Source organism: Streptomyces typhae (assembly GCF_009755605.1).
In the GTDB taxonomy this organism is placed as follows: Bacteria; Actinomycetota; Actinomycetes; order Streptomycetales; family Streptomycetaceae; genus Streptomyces; species Streptomyces typhae.
Map to the genome: position 1 here is coordinate 167,922 of NZ_WPNZ01000004.1, position 26,919 is coordinate 194,840.

Below are 26,919 nucleotides of genomic sequence, written 5' to 3' on the forward strand. Positions count from 1 at the left end.
GCCCCGAAGACCCCATCCGTTCCCGCCTGTTCCACCGTGCTCGTCGACCCCGGCCCCTCGGATCAGGGACCGGGAAGCACACGTAACCACAACGAACACGGTGAAACGGGGAGGAACGAGAAGCGCGGTGAGCACCACGTTTACCGCACCGCTGAGCGGCCAGGCGTACCGGCAGCACATGATGTCGATGCCAAGGGAGCGTGAGCGGACGATGACCGCCAACGAGAAGGCCAAGGCGAAGTTCGAGCAGGCCACCGGCGCCGCCGCCCAGGCCGCCGGACGTGCCGTGGGCAACGAGAGCCTCACCGCCAAGGGCCGCGCCCAGCAGATGAAGGGCGACGCGCGCGAGGCCAAGGAGAAGACCAAGGACATCGGCAAGCACTGAGCAGGGCACGGCACGGGCCGGTGGGAGCGTGCCGGAAGGAGCTGCCGCAAGGAGCTGCCGGTGTGTGATCCCGGGTTGTGATCCCGGTGTGCGATCCCGGTTCGTGATCCCGATGTGCGATCCCGGTAGGAAGACGCATGCGTCCTGGGCACATCTCGGATGGGGGACCACCGACCGACCACCTACAGAGGACAGAGGGAGGGCGACGCATGACGACGGGTCAAGCGAACGGCACCGACGGCACCGCCAGCACCGACAGCGCCGACGGCTCCGGCAGCACTGCCAGCACTGCCAGCACTGGCGTACGTGCCGGACAGCCCGTGTACGGATGCATGGGGCTGGGCGGAACCTGGGACGGCGTGCCGTACACGGCCGCGGACATCGCGCACGCCGAGGCCGCCGTCGAGGCCGCGCTCGACATCGGCATCACGGTGTTCGACCACGCCGACATCTACCGGCGCGGCAAGGCGGAGGCGGTCTTCGGCGAACTGCTCGACCGGGCGGCGGGGCTGCGGGAGCGCATCGTCGTGCAGACCAAGTGCGGCATCCGCCAGGCCGACGGCCATCACCCCGGCATGTACGACCTGCGCGGCACGCACATTCTCCGGAGCGTGGAGGAGAGCCTCACCCGGCTGCGCACCGACGTGATCGACGTCCTGCTCCTGCACCGGCCCGACCCGCTGGCCGACCCGCAGGACATCGCGAAGGCCCTCACGTCCCTGCACGGGCAGGGGCTGGTACGCCGCTTCGGCGTGTCGAACATGAGCGCCGCACAGATCGCGCACCTCCAGGGTCACCTCGACATCCCGCTGGTCGCCAACCAGCTGGAGATGAGCCTGGGCAGCCGGGACTGGGTCGAGGCGGGCGTCCTCGTGAACACCCCGGCCGCCGCCGGGAACGGCTTCCCGCACGGGACGGTCGAGTACTGCCACGCCCGGGAGATCCAGCTCCAGGCCTGGGGCGCCCTCGCCCAGGGCCGCTGCACCGGCGACGGCGACTCACCCACCGCGCGCCACGTCGCCGCCCTCGCCGCACGCAAAGAAACCACGCCCGAGACGATCCTGCTGTGGTGGCTCCAGCACCACCCGGCCCGCATCGCCCCCGTCATCGGCACCAGCCGCCCCGACCGCATCCGCGCCTGCCGTGACGCCGTCGGCCGCGAGCCCGGTCTCACCCACGAGGAGTGGTACGACCTGTGGGTCACCGCCCGCGGCGGCCCCTTGCCCTAGACCGGACGACGCACGGACACGGGTGAGAGGAGCCGCGCCGCGGTAGGCATTCCCCGTGCAGACCTTCCTCCCGTACTCCGACTTCACGCGCTCGGCTGCGGTCCTCGACCGGGCCCGGCTCGGCAAGCAGCGGGTCGAGGCCCTTCAGGTGCTCCGCGGTCTGACGGTGCCCGGCTACGGGTGGCGGCACCATCCGGCGGTCCGCATGTGGACCGGCTACGAGGAGGCCCTGGTCCGCTACGGACTCGACGTGTGCGCCGTGTGGGTGGCGGAGGGCCGCGCCGACACCTGTGCCGCCACCCTCGTCACCGACTTCACCCGGCACCGTCCCGGCGCCGCCGTCCGCGCCCAGGAGCAGCTCGCCGCCGACGGCGAGCTGCCTCCCTGGCTGGGCGACCCGGCCTTCCACCGCAGCCACCGGTCGGCGCTGGTGCGCAAGGCCCCGGAGTTCTACACCCCGCTCTTCCCCGACGTCCCCGACGACCTGCCCTACCTCTGGCCGGCGTCGGACCGGGGCTCTTCGTAGGCCGGGTCGGCCGACACGGACGAGGTCGTAGAGGGCGCCGCGGGGTTCCCTGTCATGGCATCGGCACGTGCGCCCCTGCCCCACGTCGCCGCGTCACAGGACGAGCATGAGTACGAGCACCACGAGCAGGGCGACCGGGGTGAGCAGGGCGCCGATCAGGCAGCCCGGCTTGTTGAGCATGTCGGAGAGCCGGGCCGCGCCGGTCGGCACGTCCGGTGTGAAGACCGACGGCAGCGCGGGAGCCGCGGACGCCAGGCCGGAGGGGGGTGGCGGGTAGGCGGGGAGCGGGGGGCCGTTCCGGCCCATCACCTCCCGTACGATCTCACTCCACACGACTGGCGGCAGATCCGGGTACTGGCCGCTGCGCGGTTCGATGACGCACTGCCGAAGCCAGTTGCCCGCGGCGGGGTGCGGGTGCCGGATCATGCGGTACATCAGTTCCTTGAGGTCGGGCAGATAGCGCTCGTCCCTGGCCAGCGGCGCCACGGCCCAGGTGAAGAGGTCGGCAGCCCGATCGGCCGTGGCCTTCCTCGACGCGTGCTCGGGGCTCTGCCCCTGCGGCGCGAAGTACAGGTCGTTGCCAAGGACCTCGGCGCACAACTCGTGCCGCATCGCCAGGTCACGCCCCTGTGCGCGGTCCGGCCTGCCGAGCTCGTCAAGGACCAGCTCCAGCGCGTCCGAGGGGAGTTCGCCGCTGCGGAGTTCCCCCAGCAGCAGTTCGTCGGGCAGCGCGCGCAGATCCGCCGGCAGCACGCCGCGTCGGCTGCCGTCCCCGTCTCCAGGCCAGTGTGCGCGCAGTTCCCGGTGGACGGTGTGTGCGCCGCTGCCCTCGGGGACGGCCGGGGTCGGGGCCGCCTCGTCCCCGGCCTGCCGCTCCGCCTCCCAGGCACGGCCCTGATCCCGGCGATGCCGGTCCTGATCCTGCCCCCGTTCCTTGCCCCGGTCCCGCTCCTTGACCCTGCCCCCTTCCGGGTTCGGCCTCGGGCCTGCCACGCGCCGCGCGGACGAGGTCGTTCCCGTACCGGAGGAGCGGCGCGTGCCGAGAATCCTCTTCAGCCGGACGCTGCGCCGCTCCCAGTCCAGTGACGCCCCGTCGGGGAGCTCGTCGACGAGCTGCGGCACGCCGGGGCGCGCCTCCCTGTGTGCGAGGAGGTGATCCACCAGCTGGGAGGCCGCCCGGTGCTCGAACCGGACTTCCTCCGGTGTGCGGCCCATGACCCTGGCCAGCGGGCCGGAGCCGCCGGAGTCCGGTTCCCAGTGCGGGACCGACATCAGCCGCAGGGCATGCGTGTCCACCGCGTCGCAGGTGGCGAAAGTCCACGGCTGCTTCAGCCAGGGGCCGAACAGCAGGAACAGCCCCAGATACACGAGCGGCACCTGCTCCCGGTCCGGCCAGCCGCGCGGTGCCGTCCTCTCCAGGAGCAGCGACACCCGCTGCGTCGGGTCGCGCAGCAACTCCGCTGTGACGAGGATCAGGGCGTGCTCGACCCCGGGCAGCAGGCTCAGCATGTCCTGTTGCCGGCTCCCCACCAGCCGGTCGAGGTCCCCGCGTTCGATCCTGGGCTGGCGCCCCGACAACTGCTCGACCGTCTCCCGCTCGCGCCAGCCCCCGTACGCGAGACCGAGACACTGTTCGGGCTGGAGGACTCCCCTGTCACCGATGAGGACATGACTGACCGTGCTGGGCCGACCGCCGCGGTCGGTGGTGGGCCGGCGCTGGACGAGCAGGACGTCACCGTCGAGTGACAGCGTCCGCACAACACTGGGCCACTTTGCCGCCGCGCCCGACACCCACAACAGGGGGCCGAGCTCCCGGCCGAGCTCCGCGGCCCGCTCGGGCACACAGGAGTGAGCGACGGCCTTCATACCGGTGTCCTGACGACCGTGGTTGCCGTCCCACCGGAAGACGACCTGGTGCACCGAGCGCTCGGCGGTGTCACCGCCGTCCGGGCCACGGGGGCCCGTCGGTCCGCCGGGGGTCGTGCCCCGGTCCTGGAAGTCACTCACTGCGGTTCCTCTCCGTCGGACGCATCGGGTCACCGGAGTCCGGCACCCCGGCCTGCTCCGGTGGCGTCCACTCGATCGCGGGCGTCTCCCCCAGGGCCAACGCGTCCCTGTCACCCGGTACGGGGATCAGCCCGTGCATCGCGAGGAGCGCGAGCAACGGCTCAAGCACCCGCCGGGGCCCCGCCCCCGCCGGATACCGGCCCCTGTCCTCCTGGCTGCCGGTGGCGGACGCGATGTGCAGGGTGCACCGGCGGATCGTCTCGAAGGGGCGCAGCCATGCCGGGCCCGCGTGCCGCCGCAGCAGCCCGTACACGTCCCGGCTCTCCGCACGCACCGCGTCGGGATCCAGCGAGTTCGGCGCCGGCCGGCTCAACCACCGGTCCACGGGTGGCTGGAACCTGAGCAGGTCCGCCTTGCCGAGCACCACCGCGGTCGGTACGTCCAGACAGCCGCCGTCCTTCGGCAACCGGTCGAGGACCGTGCCGAAGGCGAGGTCGCCGTCCGGGTTCACTTCCACGCCCCAGCGTTCCCTGGCGTGGTGCAGCTGCGGCAGCGGGAGGGCGAGGGCGGGGTCGACGACGAAGATGAGGGCGTCCACACCCAGCAGGAACCGCAGCGCCGCGTCCGTGCGTACGAGGTCCTCACCGCCGAGGTCGAAGAAGGCGACCGGACGCACTCGGCCACGGTCGTCGGTGAGCAGGAGGGACTCCACGAAGCGGGCGAAGTCGTCCAGTCCCAGCGCGGCGGTGTGGTCCAGGACCTTGCCGTTGCGCAGGGGCTGCACCCGCTCCCGTACGAACTTCGCGTGCTGCTCCGGATTGACGGACTGCCACGTCAGACCGAAGGGTTCAAGTCCGCCGTCGGTGATCGCCGCGATCATCTGGGTCAGCAGATGGCTCTTGCCGGTGGAGGACTGGCCGACCATCGCGACGGTCAGCGGACGGCCGTAGGTCAGGTAGGGCACCGGGATGAAGTGTTCGGGGAAGGCCGGGTCCGCCACGCACTTCTGGACGGCGCCGCGCATGATGTCGTTCCGCCGCACCGTGTTGTTGATGCCTTTGAGGTTCAGCGGCTTGTACTGCATACGGCTGTCGGTGACGAACAGTTTCGTGAGGTCGAGCCGGATGTTCTCCAGGCAGTACGGGCAGAGCACCTCGCCGTTGCCCCGCTCGGCCTCCGCCGCGGCTCCCTGCCGGGGCCGGTCCGCGCGCGGGTGCTGCCGCTTGCGCCGCAGTGCCGCGTCGAAGGCCTCCTGGTCCGTGGGGGACTCGTCGGCAGGCAGCGCGAGCCGGACGCGGCGGGCGGTGTCCGGCGCCACGACGTCGAGCGCCTGGGCGGGTGTCGGCCGGTCGGCGGCCCGCGGGGCGAAGGCGTCCTGCAACGTCCGGTCGAGCTTGCGGTGCTCGGCGAGATCGGGCGGGGGCCGGTCGGCGGGTCCTGGCCGGCCGGTCACCAGCTGGTAGAGCACCTGGGCGGTGCTCCACACCGCGTCCCTGGAGTCGGCGAGCCCCTCGCCCCGGCGCTGTTCGGGCGCGCAGAAGGGTGCGCGGCCCCACGGGCGTCTCGGCGCTCCGGTCCGGGTCACCGACTCCAGTCCCCACAGCTGGGCCTTGGCGCCGTCCCAGCGGACGGTGGCGGGCGAGACCCCGCGCGACACCAGGCCCTGCCCGTCCAGCAGGTGCAGGGCGAGCAGCAGATCACGGGTGAAGTGCTCCTGATCGGTCGCGGACATCACGTGCAGCCGCTCGACGGGCGTGCCCCGCGGCGGCGCGTACAGCAAGAACGGCTCGGCCGTGTCCAGCTCGTGGCCGACGATCCTCGGGAACAGCGCCGCGTACTCCGTACCGCCGAGCAGTTGGTGCAGGTGCAGGGCGGTACCCGCCTCGGTGTCCAGCAGGGCGCGCGCCGCCGGGTTCGCCGCGTCCTTGGCGCTGAGACGCACCTGCACGCACTGCTGTCCGTCGTCGTCGAGCACGGCCTTGCGGATGAGTTGAGGCAGCAGCCGGTCGCGGCGGAACTCCCGGCCGACGCGGACCTGGGTGGCACGTCGGCGCCCGGAGGGCAGAGTGAACGTGAGCTTGTCCGGAGGCGGGCCGCCCGGTCCCTCCGGCTGGGGATACAGGGTGCTGGTCACCCTCGGTCCTTTCGTTCGTACTGGGCACTGGGCCGGGCGGGGCGCGGGGGGCGCGTCACCCGCGGTCGCCGTCCCCGCGGTGCCGGGTGTCCGGCCGGCCGTACGGGTCCTCCGGGCCGGTCGTGGAGCCGTACCGGGGGCGGACGGTGTCCACCACTCCCATCCGCAGCGGGACGAGGCGCACCAGGCCGGCGTACCGTCCCGACGACGTCCACAGGACTCCGTCGGGGTGGACCGAACCGCTCGACACCCAGGCCTTCTCGACCTCGTCGCGGATCGCTCTGGGGGCGAACCTGAGCCACACCGCGGCCGCCGGGTCCCGGCTGAGCAGGGCACCCTGCTCGGGTGAGGACAGTTGCACCACGGCCCGGCGGTCGGCTTCCGCGCCGACCAGTTCGGCCGGTCCGTGCGGGTCGGTGCCGAGGAGGTCGGCCGACGCGGGGCGGACCCGGCGAGGGGCCGCGAACGGAGGTGGGGCCAGAACTCCGTTGTGCCGGAGGTGATGGTGCACCGTCGACAGCAGCTCGCGCACCCGTGCCTCGGTGCGCTGGGCGTTGAGGGCGCCGGACTGCCCGCGTTCGACGGCGCCCCAGTAGTGCTTCATCGCTTCCAGGGCGGCATCGATCAGGTCGGCGGACAGGGTGGCGACCAGTTCGGGGCCGCCCTCGGCGTTCTCGCGTTCCAGCCAGCGCGGAACTTTCCCGGTACGAGGGTCCCGCGGGCCCGCGGCTCTCGGCTCCCGGGCCCGCTCCTCCTCGTCGGCCTCCGCGGGCTGGTCCCACGTCGGCCCGTCCTCCCACGCGTACACACTCGCCCAGTCGCTGTCCCCGTCGTCGGGGAGAGGGGAGGCCTCTTCCGGCTCCAGGTCCGCGTCGTCGACGAGCCAGGGGTCCTCGGCCCGCGGGGCGTCGCCGGTCGGACCGTGGCCGCCGGGCGCCGCTGTGGGCGCGAGCCGCTCCGGGCCGGGCACTGCCTCGTCCTCCGCCGCGGCCGCCGTCGCCCGCAGCATGCCGGCCACGGAGCGGGCAGCGTCGGCGCAGTACAGGCGCTCCTCGACGGCCCAGTGCTCCCGGACCGCCTCGACCAGCAGCGCGTCAAGGCGGTCCAGGGTCTGGCGGAGCACGGTGGTGGCACGGCCCGGCCCCCACGCGGTGGCCGCCGCACGCCAGAGCCGGCGTACCGTCTCCGCCGCGACGCCGAGGCCGGCCGCAAGGCCGATGGCGCCCACCCAGACGGGCGGTTCGACCACGTACGCGAGCCCCGCGCCGACCACGGCGCCACCGAACGCCGCGAACCTGGGAACCACGGCCGGGCGGCGGGGCTTCCCTTCCCCCCGGTCCCCCTGGAGCCGCACCGCCCCGAGCACCGCCGCGCCGAGGAGCAGCAGCGGCACCGCGAACGCGAACGCCAGGTAGGGCCCCCACCACAGCGCCCCGAGCAGCCCGGCCCCCGCTGCCGCTGCCGCACCGGCCCGCGGCGGGTCCGGTACCGCGGCAGCCGTCGTACGCATCCGGCGGGTCACCGCGTCGGCGGAGTGGGCGTCGAGCTGCGACACCAGTGCCGTGCCCCGCAGCGGCTCCACCCGTCCGGCCAGACCCGTGCAGCGCTGCGCAACCGACCGCAGCGCGAACCCCTGGCCGAGGAGTTTCCCGGCGAACTCCTTCAGCCCCTCACCGATCCGCGCTCCCACGCCCTCGGCCGACGGCACCCGCAGCCCGAGGGCCGCGAGGTGGGCCGCCGACTCGCCTGCGGACTGTGCCTTTTCGCCACCGCCGCGCAGGACCGTCCTGGCGAGGTGCCAGTAGTCGTCGAGCGCCCGGCGGGCCTCGTCGACGTCCGTTTCGAACGCCTCCCGGTGCGAGGCCCGCACCAGCCCGGACAGTGTCCGCAGCCCGGCCAGTGCTTCCCCCGCGTACCCGAGAGCGTCCGCGCAGGCGCGGTAGGCGTCGTCCGCGACACCACCGGGTTCCCGGTGCCCCGCGCCCCCGCCGCCGGGGCCCGCCACGAGACCGCGCAGCGGCTCCGGCAGGTCGGCGCCCGACGAGGCGGTCGGCGACGCGTCCGGCGCGCGTTCGGAGTCCTCGCCCGCGAACCGGGTGAGCGCGTCGCGCCAGGCCCGTTCGCGCACCTCCGGCGGCAGGTCCTGCTCCAGGATCCGGACCCCGGGCGCCGCGACGGCGTCGGGCAGCGTCTGGATGCCGTCCAGCACACGGAGGTAGACGTCCGGGACGGACAGCACGTCCACCAGGGCGGCGAGCGCGTCCGGGTCGTCGGGGGCGGGCTGCTCCGACGCGGTGCGGGCGGAGCGCAGGTCACCGACCCACAGGAGCGCGGTGCCCGAGGCCCGCAGCACCGCGGGGCGCAGCAGTCGCCGGTCGGGCTGGAACCCCCCTTCCTCCCCGGCGAACGCCCCCGGCGCGCTGCCGACGAGCAGCACCAGGAGCCTGACCTCGCCCACCGCCCGATAGCCGGCGAGCAGTTCGTACTGCGTCTGGTGGTCGGTGAGCCCGGCGGGGGTGTCGACCACCAGGAACAGGGGGTCGTCGGGTTCCGGCAGCCCGGCTCCGCCCAGTGCGCGGGCGACTTCGGCCCGCACGGCCGCCGGGCTGTGCAGTGCCGCCGCTCCGGCACGCAGATCCAGCTGAACGACGGCACCGGTGTCCTCAGGCATGCTCACTGGTCGTCACCGTCCCGGGCGTCGCGGGGGCCGGCCTCGTCCCAGGGCGCCCGAGGCAGGTCGTCGCGCTCCGCGGAGGGGAACCGGCTTCCGTGCGTCAACTCCTCGTCGGGCTCGCTCGGCCGGCCGCCCCGCTCACCACGCTCGTCGCGGTACGGCCGCTCGAAGGAGTCGACCGGGGTGGTGCCCCAGTCGTCGTCATCGGACTCGGGGCGGCGGGGCTCCGGGACGCCGTCGCGGACGGGCGGGCGGGACGGTGTGCCGCCGCGGATGTGTTCCAGCAGGGTCCGCAGGGTCGGCTGGACGGCGCGCTGGTCCCCGAACTCGCCGTCCAGGGCCGCCGGGAGGGTCTCCGCCCAGAACTCCCACAGGGGCTGCACCCAGCCCTCGACCCGTTCTCCGCCCCGTTCACGCCGGTCCGTCAGAAGCTCCAGCTGACGGGGGGCGATCTTCTCCACCAGGTCCACGAAGAGGGGGTGCGGTTCACTGCCGGTCCTGGCGAGGCCCAGCGGCTGCGCCCTCATCAGCTCACGGCAGTAGTCCTCGACGGTCCGTTCGTCGTCGAGGACCGTCCAGCGCTCGTACGACCGCAGCAGTTCCGCCCAGCTCGACACCCCACCGGGAAAGTCGTCCAGCCGCAGCCGGACCCCGGGGACGTCCGGCCCCTTCTCGGGGAAGAGCCTCAGCCTGACCCGCTCCGGCGACGCCGGGTCGCCGTCCAGTACGTCCACCTGGCCGTTCCACATACAGCACAACAGCCGGTGCAGGATGGTGCGCCGGTCCTCCTCGCAGCTCACCATCCAGTTGTCCCGGTATCCGAGCCGTTGCCGCCACCGCAGCACGTCCTGCGGCGCTTCGGCCTTCTTCGCCCGCGCCCACTGGCGCAGCACCTTGCGGGCCTCGGGCACCTGGGTGAGGCTCATCTCGCTGCGGAAGAGCACGACGGTGATCGAGTCGCTCTCCACCCCCCGGTACTCCACGGAGTTCTTCGCGTCCGAGGGCAGCCGCAGCGTCTTGCCGAGGTACTCCTGCACCTCCTCCACCGCCTGCACCCTCGGATAGGTGATCAGGACCCGCAGCGGCCCGGTGCCCTCCGGCGTGAAGCCGACCGGCAGCAGGCCGGCCAGCTTGCGGCCGAAGAGGTCGAGGGCCTCCCTGCTGACCTGGTCGTTGGCGTCGGCGTCACCCGCCCCCGCGGCCAGCAGCGTGCCCATGGACGGCAGCAGCGGCCGCTCCTCCAGATGGGTGCCCCGCTCGGCGAACAGCCGGGTGATCAGCGCCTCGAGCTGCCCCTTGACCCTGGCCACCGAGCCCTCCGGATCACGGCGGCTGAGCGTCAGTACCTGCCGCCAGGTGTCCCCGTCGACCAGCTTGAGCAGCAGCGCGGACTCGTAGTCGGTCTCACGCAGGCCTTCCCGTCGGACCAAGCGGGTGACCACGTCCTCGTAGAAATGGTTCAGAGTGCGCTGCGGCGGCATCAGATACGAGATGCCGGTGCGGTCCTCGTACAGCTCGTGGCCCTTCTGCGCGGAGACCTTGGGCTCCTGGTCGCAGTGCCGCCGGAAGGCGTTCACCAGGCGCACGAGGTCGCCCCCGGCCGCGTCCGCCTGCGGCTGCCAGTGCTGGCGCTGCTCCCGCCAGGCCTCGTGCCAGATCGACCGGCAGCGCCACTGGTACCAGACGTCCTGTTCCCGGATGACCGACTGCACGTCGTCGTCGCCCCAGCGAGCCGGCGCAAGGCCGCCGAGCTGCCCCTTGATGCGCGGGACGTTGGGCGGCTGCTCGGTCACGCCCGGTGGACGCTGGGGCGCGCGGGAGCGGTTGTCCAGCATGCCGAGGAAGCCGCGCGCGGCGATCGGGTCGTCGCTGCCCGGAGCGCCGCGGACGACGCGTTCGGCGAGGAAGGGGTCCTCGCTGTGGAGCAGCTTGTCGATGGCGGTGCGCGGGGCGAACCGGTCGGCCATCGTGGCGGCCTGCCGATCGGCCTCGGCCCGCAGATCGGACAGCGCCCGCTGCATGTCCGCGATCCGCTCGTTCAACGCCCGCTCGATGTTCTTACCGCCGCGCGGCGGGGGATCGGCCTCCTGCACCGGCAGTTGCTTGCGTTCCCACAGCTCCTCCAGGTGGGAGTCCGCGAACAGTTGCCGGATCAGCGGCACCGCTCCGTCCTTGAGCGCGGCGCGCGGCCGCTCCACGAGATCCGTGACCGCCTCCCGCAGCAGCCGCCCCGCCACCAGGTCCGCCATCTGGTCCATGGGCGCGGTCATGGAGGCGACCAGGCTGGTGGAGACTCCCTGGCGGCCGATCCCGGTGGGGGACGGGGCGCTGCGGGCCACTCCCCGGTTGATGAAGCTCGCGGCGAACGTCGTGAAGTCGTCCTCGCCCGCCAGCTTCCGGCCCCGTGAACGACCGTCGCCCAGTTCGGTGCCGATCAGCGACATCACCAGGGAGACGATGGAACGGCGCAGGTCGTCCGCGCGGATGCCGGCGGTCGGGCTGAACAGGAACGCCGTGGGCAGGATGCCGGTCCGCAGCCGGACCGGCGTCGTGCCCGGGTAGCGGATGCCGAAGCCGGCGTCGTGGTCGAGGTCTCCGATCTCCGCGCCCTCCCTCGGCGAGTTCTGCCGGTCCACCAGCCGGAACAGGTCGACCAGCGCCCGGGAGGCGTTGAGCTCGGCCTCCCGGCCGCCGCCGGTGGCGGCGGAGAACGACGACGGCATCACGACGAGCGGGTAGATCTTCACGCCGTCGAAGCGACGCAGCTGGAAGGCGTAGTTGATGAGGTGCAGATAGTCCAGGAAGATCCCGGCACCGGTGCCGCCTGCCACCGAGAAGGAGACGAACACGTCGCAGCCGTTGACCTTGCCGCCGCCCAGCTCACTGAGTTCGCCCACCGACTTGGCCATCGCGTCGATGGCCTGCAGCAGTGGCTCCAGAACCGGGGAGAGGCCGTGCCGCAGCGTGGCGAACAGGGCGGCACGCCCCACGGTGGGCAGTTGCCCGGCGCCGTTGTGGAGCGGGGTGACCTCCGGCTCGCCGGTGATCGGTGGCAGCCAGTCGGCCACCTCGCCGCGCATGCTCGCCCGGAGCATCTTGGTCACTTCCGGGGAACTGTCGAAGTTCGGCAGCAGGTTGTGGGTGGCACGGGAGGTGCGCGCGTACGCGGCTCGCAGCGAGGTGTCCACGTTGAACTGCGGCAGCCGCCTGAGGTCGCCCTCGCTGTAGTCCGAGTACACGAACTGGAGGCAGTCGGGCAGCTGGAAGGGGGCGTGGCTGCCGCTCTGCCGGCTCAGCGCCATGCCGTCCGGACCGCACAGCTCGGCGCGCAGTCTGCGTTCCAGCTCGGCGCCGACCAGGCCTCCGGTGCCGCCCAGGCCGACGAACAGCATCGGCTGGAAGATCTTCATGGTTTCCTCCCCGCTCAACGGCCGGCACGGCCGCAGGTTCATGCTCGGTACGTCTGTGATGGCGCGCGGTACGACGACCGCGCTGCGGTGCGACGCGATGCCCGGGGGCGGACGAGGCGGTGACGTGCGCCGCCCGCTCCCCGCGCGTCAGAGGTACGGATTGTCGTCGTACCCGCCCCCGTTTCCACCCGCGCCGGAACTGGAGTCGGCGGTGGGGGTGGTGGCTACGGCGGTCCGTGGTCGGCGCCCCGCGCCGCGGTTGACCTCGCCGAGGGCGAGGCTCAGCGCGTCGGTCAGCTGGACCTGGCCGTGCGGAGGCACCGCGGTCCGGCTGCCGCCCTGGGTGCGGAGCACCGCCCCGCCCTCGCGGCGCCTCTGGACGGCGTACGGGCCGTGGGGGCGCCGCTCGATGCGCGGGCTGCGGTGAGCCTCGGCGACGGCGAACTCGTACCACTGCCTGTTGTTCCCGTGTCCGGCCCTGTGCTCGTTGAGTACGGTGCCGTCCTCCGTGACCAGGCGCAGCACCAGGCCGAAGGGGTCCCTGCGGCGCCTGCGCAACCGCAGCCAGGCGGCCACGGCCACCGCGGCCGTCACGACGAGGACGATGCCGGACACGAAGGCCCACCAGTACTTCTCCCAGATGCCGGGCTCCGGCGTCACGTGCACGGAGAGCGGAGACCGCACGAGGACCCGGTCCTCGCCAGTGGCGTCGACGACGGTGACGGTGCCCGCGAGCTTCAGTTCGCCGGCACCGAGGCGCTCCCCGAAGGCGGCCGCGGGGGCGGCCTTGACCGTCACCTTCCGGGTCCCCCGCTCACCGGGCCTGAGGGTGATCTTGCTGGGCTCGATGGAGAGCAGCCCGTCCCGCACGTCGGCGACGGACAGACGCAGGGTGTGCGGGGCGCCGGTGGCGTTGCTGACATCGAGGCTGCCGGTGGCCTCGCCGCCGGGGTGGGTACGCACGGTGGGCAGGTCGAGCGCGGCCTTGACGGGCAGTTCACCGGCCACGACCTCGCCTCGTCCGCTGCGGGTGTCGGCACTCAGCCCCGAGGCGGTCAGGGTGGCTCTCACCAGCAGCGCCCCGTCGGCGTCCGCCGGGATCGTGGTGGTGCCGGCGAAGGAGCCGTCGCTCGGACCGTCGTCGGGTCCCCTGCCGTCGTCGGTGAGGTCGAGTGTCCTCGGGGAGAAGCCGTCCCCGGTCAGCTCGCTGCGGACGCGCAACCCCTCGTAGTCGCGCGGGTCCTTGATCTCGTAGCCCTCGCGCGTCTGTAGTCGCATGGTGACCGTGACCTTCTCCCCGGCCTGCGGAGAGGGCGGATCCATGGTGATGGCACCGCGCAGCTCGCCCTGCCACAACACGCTGACGGCGACGGGCAGCGAGCGGTGCCCCTCCGGGGCCTCGGCCTTCACCTTCCAGGTGCCGGGCAGCGGGTCGACGACCTTCAGCGCCTCGACGGTGCCGTTGCCGCCCGCGAGCTCGAACCGGGACTTCTTGAACGTCCCCGATGTCGGGACCTCGTCACCGGACGGGTCGAAGTAGGTGATCTCGACTTCGGGGTCCCCCTTGTCGACGACGATGCTGCCCACGGTCGCCAGCGGTGAGATACCGATCTCCAGGGAGGCCGGCGGCCGCTCGCTGGGCCCCTCCTCGTGGCGCAGGCAGTGAGCGGCGGCGAAGATCTTCTCCAGTGTGGTGCCGACGTCCGCCGCGTCGGAGACCTTGTGGGCCTTGGGGGTGGCGGAAGGGAGTTCGGTGCAGCCCTTCTGGTAGCCGCCGAGGGCGATCCGGTCGAGTTGCTTCTTGTCCGGGTCGGAGCCGAAACCCAGCGGCCAGACCTGGACGCGCTGCCGGGCGGCTTCCTTCAGCGCCGCCTTCAGCTGCCGTTCGCCCTCGGCCTCGCGGTGCGCGGGGTCGCCGTACTGAGGACTGTCGGCGACGTCCATCTTCCCGTCGGTCAGCACGAACAACACCCGTGGCTCCGACTCGTCGGTGCCCTCGGTCAGGTCGTGCACGCCCTGCCGGATCGCGCTCGGGAAGTCGGTGCCTGTGCCTTCGCTCTTCTTGCGTCCGCGCAGCTTGCCGACACAGTCGCCGATCGTCTCGCGGCCCGCGGCGTCCAGCGTGGTACGAGGGCATACCGGGTCCACGGCGCGCTGGTCGTCGGACTCGGCCGCGGCGAAGCCGAAGACCGTGACGTGGGAGGACGAGGAGACGTCACCCAGCGCGATGCGCGTGGCCGCGGCCTTCTCCGCCTTCAGGTCCGCGGGCGTGAGACTGGCCGACTCGTCCACGGCCACCGCGTAATTGACGGCCGGGAACGACGGCGCGGAGTCCGCCGCCGGTACCGGCTCGTGACCGGCCGGTGCCAGCAGGGACACGAGCACCGCGGCGCCGCCCACCGCCAACGAGACCTGGGCGCGGCGCACCCGGCCCCTTCCTGTCTGCCGTCTTCCCGTGACTCGTCCCACGGCGTCCCCTGATCCTCGGTTCGTGTCCGACACTGCTCTGTGTCTGCGCTGTGTCTTCGCTGTGTCTTCGTCTTCGCTGTGTCTGCGCTGTGCGTTCGGTGTTCGCGTGATGTGTGGTGGCCCGTGCGGTGCGGGGCCGGATCGGACCGGGGTCAGCGGGCGGTCATGTCCCAGACCAGGGCCAGAGCCGCCGCCGGAGCGAGCGAGCCCACTCCCCAGCGGATGGCCCGGTACTTGGCGGACAGGATCGAGCTGACGTCGACGACCTGGAGGAGCAGCCATCCGGCGGGATCACGCCCGGCCTCGGCGAGCCCGGCGGACACCTTCACGGGGTCGACGGGCGCCACCAGGTCGCGGAAGTACGTCACCGCCTCCCGGCCGCGGACCGTGCCGGTGCGCGGCATCAGCGCACCGACCAGCGCGGTCACCGCGACGGCCCAGAGCACACCGGCGAGGACGAGCGTCACGTCGGCAGGACCGTCCCAGTCGGGGCCGCCCTGCCATCCGACCAGGAACGCGGGCGAGGCGAGCGTCGCCGACAGCAGTACGGCCGCCTTGGAGTCCGCCCTCCCCAGGTCCTCCCGCGCCGTGCTCAGCAGCCGCTCGGCGACGCGCTCCCCCGACCCCTCGCGACGGTGCCGACCCCCGTCCGGCGCGGGCACGATCGGGTCGGGGGAGGTCTGTGTCGCCCCGTCGGCAGTCATCGGTCCTCTTCCGCCCAGGACCATCCGCCCACTTCGGGGCGGATGGGGCGGCGCGGGGGCTCTTGGTCCCGGTCGTCGTGGTCCCGGTCGCCGTCGTGGTACCGGTCGTCGTCGCGGTACCGGTCGTCGTCGCGGTACCGGTCGTCCGGGAAGAGCGGCTCGGGCCGGTAGGGCGCGTGGTCGGCCGGGGTGTGCGGTCCGTCGTACGCGGCGTCGTCGCGCCGTTCCGCACGCGGGTCGTCGCGCCCTTCGACTCGCGGGTCGTCACGTGTGGCGTCCAGCTCGGGCCAGTGGGTGTCGCGCCGTGTGTCGCGCCGTGTGCGGGGGCGTGGCTCGTCGTGGTCGACGTCCTCCTCCCGGCGCGACTCCCACGGACCGGGCCTCCGCCGCCCCCGCTCGGCGCGGGAGGGCTCCGCCCCTCTGGGCGGTCGCCGCGGCGGCTCGTCCGACACCCAGCCCGGGGTGAACGACTGGTCGGTGGCGGGCTCGAGCTGCCGCGGCACCCGACGGGCGGGAACCGTCCCGATGGGGCCCACCACCGGTCGGGCGACGCCCTGGTTGAGGAGGTTCAGGACCTGTGTCTCCACGTCGACGGTGGCGAGTTCGCCCTGGGCGGCCATGGCGAAGAGCCGGTCGACGCGGTCCCTCTCGTCCTGCCGGCCCTCCTGGCGGATCTTCTCCAGGAACTCCTTGGCCCCCTCCGGGTCGGCCGCCAGCATGAAGCTGAGCTGCTCCAGCTCACCCCCTTGCAGCATGCGCCGGAACGAGTCCTGACGCAGCCGGGTCACTTTCGCCCGAGCGTGCACGTCCCGTTCCTCGTCGGCGTGCTCGATGGTCCGGTCGTCCACCCGCAGGCGTACGTACAGCCGCACCCTCAGGCCGAGTTCGGAGCCCAGGTCGGCCCATCTGCCGTCGGCGCACTCACGCGTGATGGCACGGTTGGCCTGCTCCGCCTCATTCACCCGGTAGGTGGTGGTGACCTCGCACAGCCGCTCGAGGACCGGGGAGGTGAGCCGGCCCGCGACATCGGTCACTACCTCCAGGGCGACCAGGTGGGGATCGACCACGGTCCACTGGATGTCCACCTCCGCCTTGAAGAAGGTGGTGCCGCCGATGGCCGGAAGCTCCATCCGCAGCGGCGTCACATAGGTGCCGAGCGCGATCTCGCAGATGCTGTGCGGCCTGGCCAGCGCCCGCTTGCCGACATGCTGGACACCGGACACCCTGAACACGCTGTAACCGCCGTTCCGGTAGAACTGCACCACCGCCGTCCGTGTGGTCACCTGCGGAAGTCCGGCCGCCGACGCGCTGTAGTCCTTCAGCAGCGGGCCCGCGGGCCCCGAGGCCGCAGGCCCTCCCCCGGCCGCGCCTGCGGCTCCGTTCTCGTCCTCAGCCATGGCTCTCCTCGTGTGTCCTCTCCCCGCGCGGCCGGTCCGGGCGTGCCCTGTCCTGGCGCGATGTGTTCCGACGGGGCCTCTCCTGACCTGGGCCTTCCCGACGTGGTCCGTCCTGGCGCGGCTCGTTCCTGCGTGCCACGCCGTCCTCCGGCGCGACGGCGAGCCACCACAGGTCGCGTGCCGCTGCGTCGGGGAACGGCCTCTCCGGGTCGGCCATCATGCGGCGCAGCAGCCAGTCGAGGCGCCGTTGGTCGTGCCCCTCGGTCACCAGCGCCGGCAGCAGGGCGGCAAGGCCGGGCCGCGCCCACGCGGAGCCGTCCTTGCGCACGGCCGAGCGCAGCAGCGTCTCCAGGGCGTCCACCGCCACGTCCCTCGACCGGGCCGTGTTCAGCGCCGTCCACAGCAGGTCCGCCATGGGGTCGACCAGTTCGGGCCTGGCTGCGGCGAGAGCGAGCGGCAGCGGCCAGTCGCCGCGGTCGCCCCACAGGGAACCGGGGCCGCCCGACAGGAACTCGGGGTCGTCCGTCAGTACCTCCTCCACGGTGGTCACCGCGAGGCGGACCGTGGTCACAAGGCCCAGGTCCTGATACGGCTCGCGCTTGTGGTGGGTCCACTCGCCCACCCGTGCCAGCACCTCCGCGGCGTCCGGCAGCGCCAGCAGCCGTACGACGTTGAAGGAGGCGACCGCCAACTGCTCCCCGTCGTCGCGGACCGCGATCCTGGCGAGGGCGTCCAGGGTGTCGCCCGTAGTGGCGGCGGCGTTGCCGTATCCCAGCGCCATCGCCGCCGTCCAGCGCAGTGCCTTGGTGCCGTTCCTGCTCCAGTCACCGACCAGCTTGTGCACCGCCTTGCGGTGTGACGCGTGGACGGCGGTCTGGTCCATGGTGGTGGCCGCGAAGATCTTCCGGAGGGGCGTGGACGCCTCGGCGAGCGGCCGGATCAGCTCCGTGTAACCGTGGTCGAAGTCCCGTACGCACAGCTCACCGGCGGCGACCGCGGCGCGCATCCACACCTGCGAGCGCGGATCGTCCGCCAGCATCCGCAGCCAGCGCACCACCGGCGCCCGGACGGGGAAGTGCCGGTCCCACAGCTCGGTCAGCACCGCTGACGGCAGGGCGGAGCCCCGGTACCAGATCAGCTGTGCCGGCACGTCGTGCCCGTCCACCTCGACCTTGCCGTCGACCACCTCGGCACGCGAGAGCGCCTGATCGGCTTCCGGGTCGTCGCAGAACAGCGGGCGGGCCGGTGTGTTGTCCGGATCGCACTGCACCGACAGTTCCCAGGTCAGCAGGTGGGCGGCGGTAGCAACGGAGCTGTAGGAGGCCCCGCCGAGCACGGCCAGGGCGATACGGAACGCCACCGGGTGGAACAGCGTCGCCGTAGCCGACCGCCGCGCCTTCCCGTGCGGCTGTTCCGTGTCGGCCCGGGGTGCTGTCAGCACCCGGTCCACTCCGGCGAACCACTCGTGGGCCTGGCGGGCGGCGAGGCTGCGGCAGCCGGACAGCAGTTCCTCGTACGAGACGTCCCCCCGCACGTGTCCGGCCAGCAACGACGCGAGCAACTCGGCCTCGGCCGGGCGCAGGTCCTTCAGACCGACCGCGTCCTTGATCTCCTCGCGGTCCGCGAGACCCTCGGCGCGGGCCAGCAGCCCGGCCGCGGGGGCCTCGTCCTCCCCGGCCTCCGCGGCGCGATCCTCCAGCCGCTCCCGCAGGCGGGTGGCGAGCAGTTCCTCGGTGGGCGCGGGCGGGCAGATCATGCCGTACCGCCCGGCGAGCAAGGGGTTGGCCGCCGAGCCCACGGCTACGACGATCACAGCGAAGGCCTCCTGGCGGGCCAGGGCCGCCGCCAGCTCGTCGAGGTCCATCTCGTCCGGGGGCAGCGCCCCCGGACGGGTGAGGGACAGCTCCAGCAGATAGCCGGTACCGCATCGCGTCCCCTCGTCCTCGCCGTCCAGCATCTGGGCCAACTGCCGCGGCCCGCCCTCCGGATCGACGCGTATCACCCGCAGGCCGACGACGGGCTCGTCGTCGGTGCCGTCCAGCAGGCGCCGGGTGACCTCGTCGAGGAGTGAGAGCGCCGTGCTGGTGCGTCCCGTACCGGGGGCGGCGCCGAGTACCAGCAGCCGACGGGCGCGGAGGGCGGTGCGCAGCCTCACATACCCCTGCGGCTCCACATGGACCTGCCGCAGCCGCAGCAGTTCCTCCTCGGGCACGGGGCCGCTGCGCAGGCCCGGACCGAGCCGCCGCGGGCCGAGCATCAAATTGATGTTGTCACCGATGTGGGCGCTCTGGAGGCGCGAGTCGGCGAAGCTGATGAGGTCACGCTGGACGTCGAAGAGCTGCTTGGTGGCCAGGCGCGTCCGCGCGGCGGCGGCGAGATCGGTGGTCGCGTCCTCGCCGTCGCCGTCGGCGAGGGGGTCCCGGGTGCGTTCCTTGAACCGCCCGGCGGCTCGTTCTCGCTCCCGCTCCTTCTCGCGTTCCTTCTCGCGTTCCTTCTCCCGCTCCTTCGACGCGGTCTCGTCCTCGTCATCGGCTGACTTCTTGTCGTTGCCCTTGGCCTTGCCCCGGTCGTCGGGGACCCGCTCGTCCCTGGCCTTCTTGTCGTCGGCGCCGGGCGACCTGCCCTCGTGCTGCTTCGCGGAGGCCTCGTCGGTCACGCCGCCCGCCCGCTCGTCGTCCTGCACGCGGCTCAGCCCCTCCCCTGCTCGGTGCCGCGGCCGATGTTCCGGCCGATGTGCACGGGGCCCCGGTACTCGTTGTGATGGTGGTGGGACATGTCACCGGCGACGTCGTAACGCACGCCGGCGGAGCCGGGCGTGCCGTTGTCGCCGGTCTCCCCTTCGTCGCCGTGGGCGGGATCGTCGTCGCCGGGCAGGGGGCCAGCGGCCGGTGCGGGCGGTGCGGGCGGTGCCGGCGAGGTCCCGGGGATCTTCGGGGCCGGCCGCCCGGGGAGGTGGAACCAGGCGGTGACCTCCCCCTCCTTGAGTTCGAGACGCGCCGGGGAGTAGTGCGCGGGCTCAATGAACTTGCCGCCCGTGCTGACGACTTCCTCGTACAGGGAAGCGGAGGTCACCAGGACCAGGTTCGCCTTCTCCGCGTCGAGCAGTTCACGGGCGACGGCGGTGTCGGCCAGACGGCAGGCGAGGTCGACGGCGCGCCCGCTGATGCCCCGGGCGTCATGCCGCACCGGGCCGATGTTCATGCCGATGCGCAGGCCGAGGGGCACGACCAGGCCGCGGTTCTCGTCCCGCAGCTTCTCGTGCGCCTCGATCAGCCACAGGCCGAGCATGCGGCTCGCCGCGATCCTTCCCGCGACCGCCAGCAGCACTCCGTCGCCGCGGTCCTCCATGTGCACGGCGTCCCGTGCCACCTTGGCGTGGGTGAACGCCGTCTCCAGCACCCGGTAGACGCGGTCCCGCATCCGGGTCTTGTCGACGTCGTCGTACTCGCCCGACCGTCTGGCGTCGACGCTGATCACCAACTCGTAGTGCGCCTCGGTGAGTTCCAGCGCGTCGTGTTTCACCCATGCCCCCTGCGTGTTCTGTCCACTTGCCGAAGAGATCGGTCGTGCTGCCGGAGAAGTCGTTCGTACTGCCGGAGAGATCGGTTGTGCTGCCGGAGCAATCGTTCGTACTGCCGGAGAGATCGTTCGTACTGCCGGAGAAGTCGTCCGTGGAGGTGGCCCGTTCCCTCAGCATCGGGCCCGGGACGAGCGTCGTCTGTAGCCGTTTACACACGGCGGGCCGGGGGATCTACTCGCGATGGCCGTCCGCGAGGAGGGCGAGGAGGGCCGGATCGAGGATCTCCACCATGCGGTTGCCGGTGCGCACCAGCTTCTGGGTGCGCAGGAGCCGCAGGGCCTTGGCGACGGCCTCCCGGGTGGCCCCGATGGTGGCGGCAAGTTCGTCCTGGGCCAGTTGGACGACCGCGATCGAGGGGCTGCCCGCGGGCCCCGACGCGGGCGCGGCGTAAGGGCCGGCGGCTCTGGGTCTCGACAGTTCGGTGAGTCGGCTTGCCAGCCGCTGTAGCACGGTGAGCGAGGCGAGCGCGGAGCGCTCCTGGTCGGCGCTGCGGAGCCGGGATGTGAGCTGCCGTATCACCAGGCCGCTGACCCGGGGGTGCAGGGTGAGAAAGCGGCGGAAGGCGTCGCCCGATATGACCTGCCCCTCCATGGGGCCCAACGCGCGCACGGTGGCGCTGCGGGGATGCGCGTCCAACGCCGCCATCTCGCCGAGGAGTTCGCCCGGACCGCGCAGTCCGAGTATCAGCTGGGTGGCTCCGCGGTCCGTCACCACGGATACGGTCACCCATCCTCGAAGGACGATCACGACGTGGCTGGACCGGTCCCCCTCTGTCAGGAGATGGGCGTCAGCCGGGTAGCGCACCCGGCCGCCCAGAGCCATGACGCTCTCGTACTCCTGGGCAGTCAGTGCCTGTGCGAACGCCGGCTCATTGTCGAGCAGCCCCATGACCGACCCCCCCGTCGCAGTCCGGACACGCGGAATTTCGATGGGAGTTGATGCTGGCAGAGTGGAGTTTCTCGCCGCGTGAAATACGCCACACTGCAAATACCGAAGGGTAGTTGCGAAATGCCAGGTGGGTGGCTCCGTCACCGCGGCAGTCCGCACTCCACTGCCACCGAGCCCATCCGCAGCGCGTGCGCCGGGCACCCGGGCCCGAAGGAACAGCCTTGAGGTCAGACCGGAGACTCGAACAGTCGACCGTGTCCGCGCGAAGGCCCGTTCGACCGAGGCGGAGTTGGCGGAAAGTCAGGTTTGCAGGGGGAGGACTGGGGCGTCGAGGGTGTAGGGACCCGGCCCGTCACGCCGCACTTGTTCACCGCGCCCGCCATCGGCCCGCCACCGACCCGGCGCTGCCCCGCCACCGTCCCGCCACTGTCCCGCCGAAATCAATCATGGCTTGGTCTAGACCAAACGGGGTACGCTTCCATCGTCGCACATGAAGGCCCCACCCTCATATGTGACATCGCTTGTCATGTACACGCTTGTCCGTTTCGTACGGACAAGCTCCCACCCCCACAGAGGAGTTGTCATGAAGAGCAAGAAGATGCTGGCCGTCACCATCGGAGCGGGAATCGCCCCGCTCCTGGCCGTGTGCCTGCCCGCCGGCAGCGCGAGTGCGCACGGCTACATATCCTCTCCGCCCAGCCGGCAGGCCCAGTGCGCCTCCGGTGTCGTCTCGTGCGGCGCCATCAAGTACGAGCCGCAGAGCGTCGAGGGTCCCAAGGGCCTGACCAGTTGCAGTGGCGGCAACTCCGCGTTCCGCGAGCTCGACGATGACAGCAAGGGCTGGAAGGCCACTCCGGTCAGCAGGACGACCAGCTTCAACTGGCGGCTGACCGCCCGTCACGCCACCAGCACCTGGCAGTACTACGCGGGCGGCCGCAAGATCGCCGAGTTCAACGACGGCGGGGCGCGGCCCGGCGAGACCGTCACGCACCAGGTGAACTTCGGCAGCCTCTCCGGCAAGCAGAAGGTTCTGGCCGTGTGGAACATCGCCGACACCCCCAACGCCTTCTACGCCTGCGTGGACGTCAACGTGAGCTGACCCTCCACCGCAACACGGCACCACGGCACCATGGCAACACCGCAACACGGCAACACCGAATCACTGCACCACCGCACAACCGCACCACCGAATCACTGCACCACCGCACCACCGCGCACGACCCGGCTCCGCCGGCGCCCGGAGCGGGCGGGCACCGTCCGCTCCGGGCGTCCCCGGCCCCATCGAGATGAGGTCCCATGAACCGCCACCGAGTCACCGCCCGCGCGGCCGCCGTGGCCCTGCTCGCCACCGGTCTCGCCGCCGCCCCCGCCGCCGCGGATTCCGCCGCCCCCGGGGGCAAGGCACGCGTCGGCGCCGACTGGGCGAAGCAGTCCATCACCTTCACCGCGGCCCCGGGGCAGGTCAACGACCTCCACGTGGTGCCGATGGATCAGGGCGACGGGGTCCGGCGCATCGGCTTCCGCGACGCGGTCCCGCTCCAGCCGGGCGACCACTGCACGTACCTGGAACCGGGCGACGAGACGTACGTCGTCTGCGAACTGCCCACCGGCAGCGCCCGGCCGGACCGGATCGACGTCTTCCTCGGCGACGGCGACGACGAGATCGCCACCAGCGACTCCGGGGTCGCCACCGTCAGCGGCGGGCCCGGTGACGACACCCTGCACGCGCACACCGCCCACACGGTCCGGGGCGACGAGGGCGACGACATGGTCATGGGGCGCGTCGTCCTGGACGGCGGCGACGGCATGGACCACCTGATGGGCGACGACGGCGACCAGCGGATGTGGGGCGGCCGGGGCGACGACATGATCGAGGGGTACGGCGGCAAGGACCTCGTGTACGCGGGCTCCGGCAAGGACCACGTCATGGGCGGCGACGGCGACGACACCCTCCTCGGCGGCTCCGGCGACGACACGCTGCACGGCGAGGGCGGCAACGACCTGATCGTCGGCGGCTCCGGCAAGGACACCGTCCGGGGCGGACCGGGCCGGAACATCGTCCTGCCGTAGGCCGGGCCTTCCCTCGGCCTCGTCGGCCCCGCGAACGCGGGGCCGACTTCGCTCAAGCGCGATGCCCCTCACGGGGCATCCCCGCGCATGCCGGGCCGAATCGGCGTCGTGCCGAAGAGACGCGCGTCGTAGGGACACGCGTTGCAGGGGCACGCGTTGCAGGGAAGCGCGTCGCAGGCACGAGCCTCATCACGTCGCTTGCGCGCCGGGCGTGTTTGCGTGCTCAGGCGGGCGGGTGCCGGTCCGGGGACGGTGGTCGGTGTCGAGGCCGGCGGTGATGGTCAGGATCGTCGACGGCTCCGCCATGTCGACCGCGTGCCACGCCCCGGCCGGGTTGACGGTGGCCTCGCCAGGACCGAGCGCCACGCGCTCGGTCACCCCGTCCACGTCGCGGGTGACCGTCACCGACCCGCTGACGCAGACGACCAGTTCGTCACCGGCGGGGTGACACTCCCAGTGGTCGCCGGGGCCGTCGCCGTCGAAGATCGTCACCAGTCGGCCCTCGGCGCCGTCCGCCGCGACTGCGGCGCTGTAGGCCTGGAGAACCTCCGGGTCCCAGGCGAAACCCTCGACTGATTTCGCTCTCGAACCCAGCCCGAGGTGCACCGGGGTTGTCCGCAGGTCGATGGCGTTGCGTTCATTGTTGACGAGTCTCATGCCGACGATCGTCACAGGACGACGATCGCGTGGTCTTGAAGAAATGGGAACGACTGCCTACGCGACGGGCAGGCCGGCCGGCGGCTACCCGCCCCCGAGGAGGACTTCGCCGCGACGCCAGGCCGTGGGCGACCGGCCCGTGAACTCGCGCCAGTCCCGTACGAGATGGGCCTGGTCGGCGTAGCCGGAGACGGTCGCCACCCCCGCCCAGGGAAGCGGGTCGTGCGCCGTCGCCAGGTCGTGCGCGTGCTCGAAGCGCAGCACCCGGGCGAAGGTCTTCGGCGACAGGCCCACCTCGTCGCGGAACCGCTCGGTGAGGTGCCGGCGGCTCCAGCCCAGCTCCGCGGCGACCGCCCCGACCTGGACACGGCCCCGCGCGGCGACGAGGCGGCGCCATGCCTCGGCCACCTCGGGACCCGTCCGGGGCACCCGGTCGCCGCCGCCGGTGCGGCCCACGGCTCGCAGGAACAACTCGTCCAGCGCGGCGAACCGCCCGGCCCATGTCGTCGCCGCCCGGAGCCGGTCGACCAACTCGGCACCGAGCGCCCCGAGAAGTTCGTCGAGAGGAACCAGCCGGTCGGCGAGCGCGGCGGCGGGCACGCCGTAGACAGCCCGAGCCCCGAGCGGTGTCAGCGACACCAGCACACCTTGCTGGCGCCCGTCGTGGTGGATCGCGACGGAGCGGCGCATCAGGCCCCCGGCCACGCTGTCGAAGCGGGTGACCGGTGAACCGTCGTCGACGCCCGACGCCATCTCCAGAGGGCCGGACAGACTGATCACCGCAGTGAGGACCCGGCCCGGCGGACCGCAGTGCACCCCCGTCGGGAACCCGCGGAGGTCGAATCCGACGTACGAGCCGACGTAGCTCCGCAGGGCGGGCGCCGGACGCGCAACGACCCCGGTAGCCGTGTGGTCCTCCACGCTCGTAAGTTCCGGCACGTCACCTCCACCCTCGTCAGTTCCCGCACGTCACCTCCACCCTCGTCAGTTCCCGCACGTCAGGGGAGTTGGCTCTCTATGCGGGCGAGCTGGGCGGCGATGAGCTCGTCGAAGGCGGCGCGGCGGTCCGCCCCGAGGGGGCGGATGTCACGGGCGAAGTGGGCCAGGGCGGGAAAGCGCTCGGGGTCGGCGCCGAGCACCGCGACGCGGAACTGCTCCATGCCCTGCTCGTACTCCTCCGGGGAGATCGTGCCGATCCCGGCCTCGGAGGCGATCAGTGCGACGATGAGGATCACGAGGCGGTGGTAGCGCGCCGGGATCTCCTCGTCGGGCAGGCCCGACAGGCGCAGGGCTTGCAGCAGTTCCTCCATGACCAGGCGGGATCCGGCCCCGCCGGACCCGTAGCGCCCCCAGACCGCGGCCAGTTGCGGCTGCTGTCCGAACGCCTCGCGCACGCGCAGGGCCAGGGCGGTGACGCGCTGCTTCCAGTCGCCCTCGGGGCGGTAGCCGTCCATGGCGGAAAGCAGGATGCGGTCGGCCACCGCGCGCAGGAGTTCGGTCTTGTTGCGGAAGTGCCGGTAGAGGCTGGAGGAGTCGGTCCCGAGCGCCGCGGCGAGCTTGCGCACGCTGAACGACTCGGCGTCGCCCGAGCGCAGCAGTTGCGCCGCCGTGTCCAGGATCTCCTCGGTCGACCATCGCCTGCGGCCAGTCATCTCGCTCCGTCGCCCCTCTCGTGGCTCCCTCGCCCCTCTCCCGGCGCGCTCAGCCTAACCTATGCACTTGCTGATGCACGCACTGCGTGCATACTGAGGACAACATGCTGTCGCACCCGGCACCCGACCCGGGGGGAAGAAGGAGCCATGAGCGAGATCACTGCCGTGACACGGCCGCAGGAGCCGGACTTCTCGACGCTGACGCCCGAGGAACTGCTCGTCTACCGCGAGGCGGAGAACCGCTTCCGGGCCTCCGCGGCGGCCCGTGCGTACCTCGGGGAACCGGACCCCGGCGCCGCGATCACCTGGCAGGTGGTCGCACTGCCCGGCCGCGACCTGCCGGTCCGGGTGTACCGGCCGGTGCCGACGGGTGACGACGAGGCCGCCGTGCCGAGCGACCTGCCGCTCGTGGTGCATGTCCACGGGGGCGGCTTCGTGGGTACGGCGACGCAGTGCGACTGGACCAACAGCCACCTGGCCGCCCGGCTGCCCGCCCTCGTCGTCTCGGTCGAGCACCGCCTCGTGGCCACGGACAGCCCGCTCGCGGACGCCGCCGACGACGGCTGGGACGTACTCGACCACGTGGTGCGGCACGCCGCGCAGTGGGGCGCCGACCCGGCGCGTACGGCCGTGTTCGGCGAAAGCTGCGGAGCGCTGATCAGCGCTCTCACGGCCCTCCGGGCCCGGGAGGCCGGGCTGCGGCTCGCGGCGCAGGTACTGGTCAACCCGGCCGTCGACGTGACCGCGACGATGTTCGATCATGCCTCGATCACCGAGTACGCCTACAGCCCGAGCCGGGCCCTGCCGCTGCTGCGCTACTTCCAGCGACTCGCCGTCCCGCCGGGCACCGACGCCCGCGCGGTGTCACCGCTGTACGCGGACGACCTGGGCGGCCTCGCCCCGGCGCTGGTGGTGGTGCCCACCCGGGACGCCGTCGCCGACCACGGCCGCCGCTACGCCGAACGGCTCCACGCGGCCGGGACGCCCGTACGGCTCACCGAATACCCGGGCGCGAAGCACGCGTTCCTCACCCTCCCCGGCGTGGAACCGCAGGCCGCGGCCGCCCGTGCGGAGATCCTCGCGTTCCTCCGCGAAGCCCTGGCGGAGTAGCGGAGTACCGGAAGAACGGAGGACGGG

Annotated in this window: 19 protein-coding genes; 6 read left to right on the forward strand and 13 right to left on the reverse strand. The window is 72.5% G+C overall.

Annotation, left to right across the window (positions count from 1 at the left end; genetic code table 11):
• Window positions 1-211 precede the first annotated feature (211 nt).
• From GPA10_RS09160 to GPA10_RS09170, 3 genes are all read left to right on the forward strand, one after another.
• A complete protein-coding gene (locus GPA10_RS09160) occupies window positions 212-385 on the forward strand; it encodes a CsbD family protein (RefSeq protein ID WP_079087021.1) in 174 nt (57 codons plus the stop codon).
• A gap of 209 nt (window positions 386-594) precedes the next feature.
• Window positions 595-1,614: an aldo/keto reductase gene (locus GPA10_RS09165; protein ID WP_246258958.1), complete on the forward strand. Its 1,020-nt coding sequence runs from the start codon at window positions 595-597 to the stop codon at window positions 1,612-1,614.
• 55 nt (window positions 1,615-1,669) lie between these two features.
• Complete coding sequence (locus GPA10_RS09170; RefSeq protein WP_058852115.1) at window positions 1,670-2,140, forward strand: MSMEG_6728 family protein; 471 nt, start codon at window positions 1,670-1,672, stop codon at window positions 2,138-2,140.
• Between the two features lie 93 nt (window positions 2,141-2,233).
• On the opposite strand, the gene GPA10_RS09175 is transcribed toward GPA10_RS09170, so the two are convergent.
• From GPA10_RS09175 to GPA10_RS09220, 10 genes are all read right to left on the reverse strand, one after another.
• A complete protein-coding gene (locus GPA10_RS09175; RefSeq protein ID WP_157165053.1) occupies window positions 2,234-4,147 on the reverse strand; it encodes a hypothetical protein in 1,914 nt (637 codons plus the stop codon).
• Window positions 4,140-6,281, reverse strand: coding sequence for a serine/threonine-protein kinase (locus GPA10_RS09180; RefSeq protein WP_343040573.1), 2,142 nt, complete (start codon window positions 6,279-6,281; stop codon window positions 4,140-4,142). The genes GPA10_RS09175 and GPA10_RS09180 overlap by 8 nt, the downstream gene beginning before the upstream one ends.
• 55 nt (window positions 6,282-6,336) lie before the next feature.
• Complete coding sequence (locus GPA10_RS09185) at window positions 6,337-8,952, reverse strand: hypothetical protein (protein ID WP_246258983.1); 2,616 nt, start codon at window positions 8,950-8,952, stop codon at window positions 6,337-6,339.
• Window positions 8,953-8,954: 2 nt separating this feature from the next.
• Window positions 8,955-12,365, reverse strand: coding sequence for a tubulin-like doman-containing protein (locus GPA10_RS09190; protein WP_157165055.1), 3,411 nt, complete (start codon window positions 12,363-12,365; stop codon window positions 8,955-8,957).
• A 147-nt stretch (window positions 12,366-12,512) separates the two neighbouring features.
• Window positions 12,513-14,792, reverse strand: coding sequence for a VWA domain-containing protein (locus tag GPA10_RS09195; protein ID WP_343040574.1), 2,280 nt, complete (start codon window positions 14,790-14,792; stop codon window positions 12,513-12,515).
• Between the two features lie 194 nt (window positions 14,793-14,986).
• A complete protein-coding gene (locus GPA10_RS09200; RefSeq protein ID WP_157165056.1) occupies window positions 14,987-15,538 on the reverse strand; it encodes a Pycsar system effector family protein in 552 nt (183 codons plus the stop codon).
• The gene (locus GPA10_RS09205) at window positions 15,535-16,935 is read right to left on the reverse strand and encodes a hypothetical protein (RefSeq protein ID WP_198351547.1); all 1,401 of its coding nucleotides are present in this window, start codon (window positions 16,933-16,935) and stop codon (window positions 15,535-15,537) included. Before GPA10_RS09205 ends, GPA10_RS09200 begins: the two co-directional genes overlap by 4 nt.
• Window positions 16,928-19,618 carry a hypothetical protein gene (locus GPA10_RS09210; protein ID WP_343040575.1) on the reverse strand — a complete coding sequence of 897 codons (2,691 nt, stop codon included), beginning with the start codon at window positions 19,616-19,618 and terminating at the stop codon, window positions 16,928-16,930. The genes GPA10_RS09205 and GPA10_RS09210 overlap by 8 nt, the downstream gene beginning before the upstream one ends.
• 5 nt (window positions 19,619-19,623) lie before the next feature.
• Window positions 19,624-20,457 carry a nucleotidyl cyclase domain-containing protein gene (locus GPA10_RS09215; RefSeq protein ID WP_343040576.1) on the reverse strand — a complete coding sequence of 278 codons (834 nt, stop codon included), beginning with the start codon at window positions 20,455-20,457 and terminating at the stop codon, window positions 19,624-19,626.
• A 229-nt stretch (window positions 20,458-20,686) separates the two neighbouring features.
• Complete coding sequence (locus GPA10_RS09220; protein WP_157165057.1) at window positions 20,687-21,403, reverse strand: Crp/Fnr family transcriptional regulator; 717 nt, start codon at window positions 21,401-21,403, stop codon at window positions 20,687-20,689.
• A 583-nt stretch (window positions 21,404-21,986) separates the two neighbouring features.
• Between GPA10_RS09220 and GPA10_RS09225 the strand changes: the two genes are divergently transcribed.
• Both GPA10_RS09225 and GPA10_RS09230 read left to right on the forward strand, forming a co-directional pair.
• Entirely contained in the window at window positions 21,987-22,502 is a 516-nt protein-coding gene (locus tag GPA10_RS09225) for a lytic polysaccharide monooxygenase auxiliary activity family 9 protein (protein ID WP_058852123.1), read from the forward strand.
• Between the two features lie 197 nt (window positions 22,503-22,699).
• Window positions 22,700-23,473 carry a calcium-binding protein gene (locus GPA10_RS09230; protein WP_058852124.1) on the forward strand — a complete coding sequence of 258 codons (774 nt, stop codon included), beginning with the start codon at window positions 22,700-22,702 and terminating at the stop codon, window positions 23,471-23,473.
• 189 nt (window positions 23,474-23,662) lie between these two features.
• Here GPA10_RS09230 and GPA10_RS09235 read toward each other — a convergent pair whose 3' ends face one another.
• From GPA10_RS09235 to GPA10_RS09245, 3 genes are all read right to left on the reverse strand, one after another.
• On the reverse strand, window positions 23,663-24,130 hold the full coding sequence (locus GPA10_RS09235; RefSeq protein WP_157165058.1) for a cupin domain-containing protein: 468 nt from the start codon (window positions 24,128-24,130) through the stop codon (window positions 23,663-23,665).
• An 84-nt stretch (window positions 24,131-24,214) separates the two neighbouring features.
• Window positions 24,215-25,051 (reverse strand): AraC family transcriptional regulator, encoded by an 837-nt coding sequence (locus GPA10_RS09240; RefSeq protein WP_343040637.1) that lies wholly within the window; start codon window positions 25,049-25,051, stop codon window positions 24,215-24,217.
• Window positions 25,052-25,128: 77 nt separating this feature from the next.
• Window positions 25,129-25,782 (reverse strand): TetR/AcrR family transcriptional regulator, encoded by a 654-nt coding sequence (locus GPA10_RS09245; RefSeq protein ID WP_157165059.1) that lies wholly within the window; start codon window positions 25,780-25,782, stop codon window positions 25,129-25,131.
• A 147-nt stretch (window positions 25,783-25,929) separates the two neighbouring features.
• On the opposite strand from GPA10_RS09245, the gene GPA10_RS09250 reads away from it, so the two are divergent.
• Entirely contained in the window at window positions 25,930-26,892 is a 963-nt protein-coding gene (locus GPA10_RS09250) for an alpha/beta hydrolase (RefSeq protein ID WP_157165060.1), read from the forward strand.
• Window positions 26,893-26,919 lie beyond the last annotated feature (27 nt).

Excerpts from the sequence above, each read along its gene's own strand:
- GPA10_RS09250 (WP_157165060.1), top strand. The coding sequence starts at position 25,930 with ATGAGCGAGATCACTGCCGTGACACGGCCGCAGGAGCCGGACTTCTCG.
- GPA10_RS09190 (WP_157165055.1), bottom strand. The coding sequence starts at position 12,365 with ATGAAGATCTTCCAGCCGATGCTGTTCGTCGGCCTGGGCGGCACCGGA.
- GPA10_RS09235 (WP_157165058.1), bottom strand. The coding sequence starts at position 24,130 with ATGAGACTCGTCAACAATGAACGCAACGCCATCGACCTGCGGACAACC.
- GPA10_RS09160 (WP_079087021.1), top strand. The coding sequence starts at position 212 with ATGACCGCCAACGAGAAGGCCAAGGCGAAGTTCGAGCAGGCCACCGGC.
- GPA10_RS09165 (WP_246258958.1), top strand. The coding sequence starts at position 595 with ATGACGACGGGTCAAGCGAACGGCACCGACGGCACCGCCAGCACCGAC.
- GPA10_RS09230 (WP_058852124.1), top strand. The coding sequence starts at position 22,700 with ATGAACCGCCACCGAGTCACCGCCCGCGCGGCCGCCGTGGCCCTGCTC.
- GPA10_RS09205 (WP_198351547.1), bottom strand. The coding sequence starts at position 16,935 with ATGGCTGAGGACGAGAACGGAGCCGCAGGCGCGGCCGGGGGAGGGCCT.
- GPA10_RS09220 (WP_157165057.1), bottom strand. The coding sequence starts at position 21,403 with ATGGGGCTGCTCGACAATGAGCCGGCGTTCGCACAGGCACTGACTGCC.
- GPA10_RS09225 (WP_058852123.1), top strand. The coding sequence starts at position 21,987 with ATGAAGAGCAAGAAGATGCTGGCCGTCACCATCGGAGCGGGAATCGCC.
- GPA10_RS09245 (WP_157165059.1), bottom strand. The coding sequence starts at position 25,782 with ATGACTGGCCGCAGGCGATGGTCGACCGAGGAGATCCTGGACACGGCG.
- GPA10_RS09185 (WP_246258983.1), bottom strand. The coding sequence starts at position 8,952 with ATGCCTGAGGACACCGGTGCCGTCGTTCAGCTGGATCTGCGTGCCGGA.
- GPA10_RS09200 (WP_157165056.1), bottom strand. The coding sequence starts at position 15,538 with ATGACTGCCGACGGGGCGACACAGACCTCCCCCGACCCGATCGTGCCC.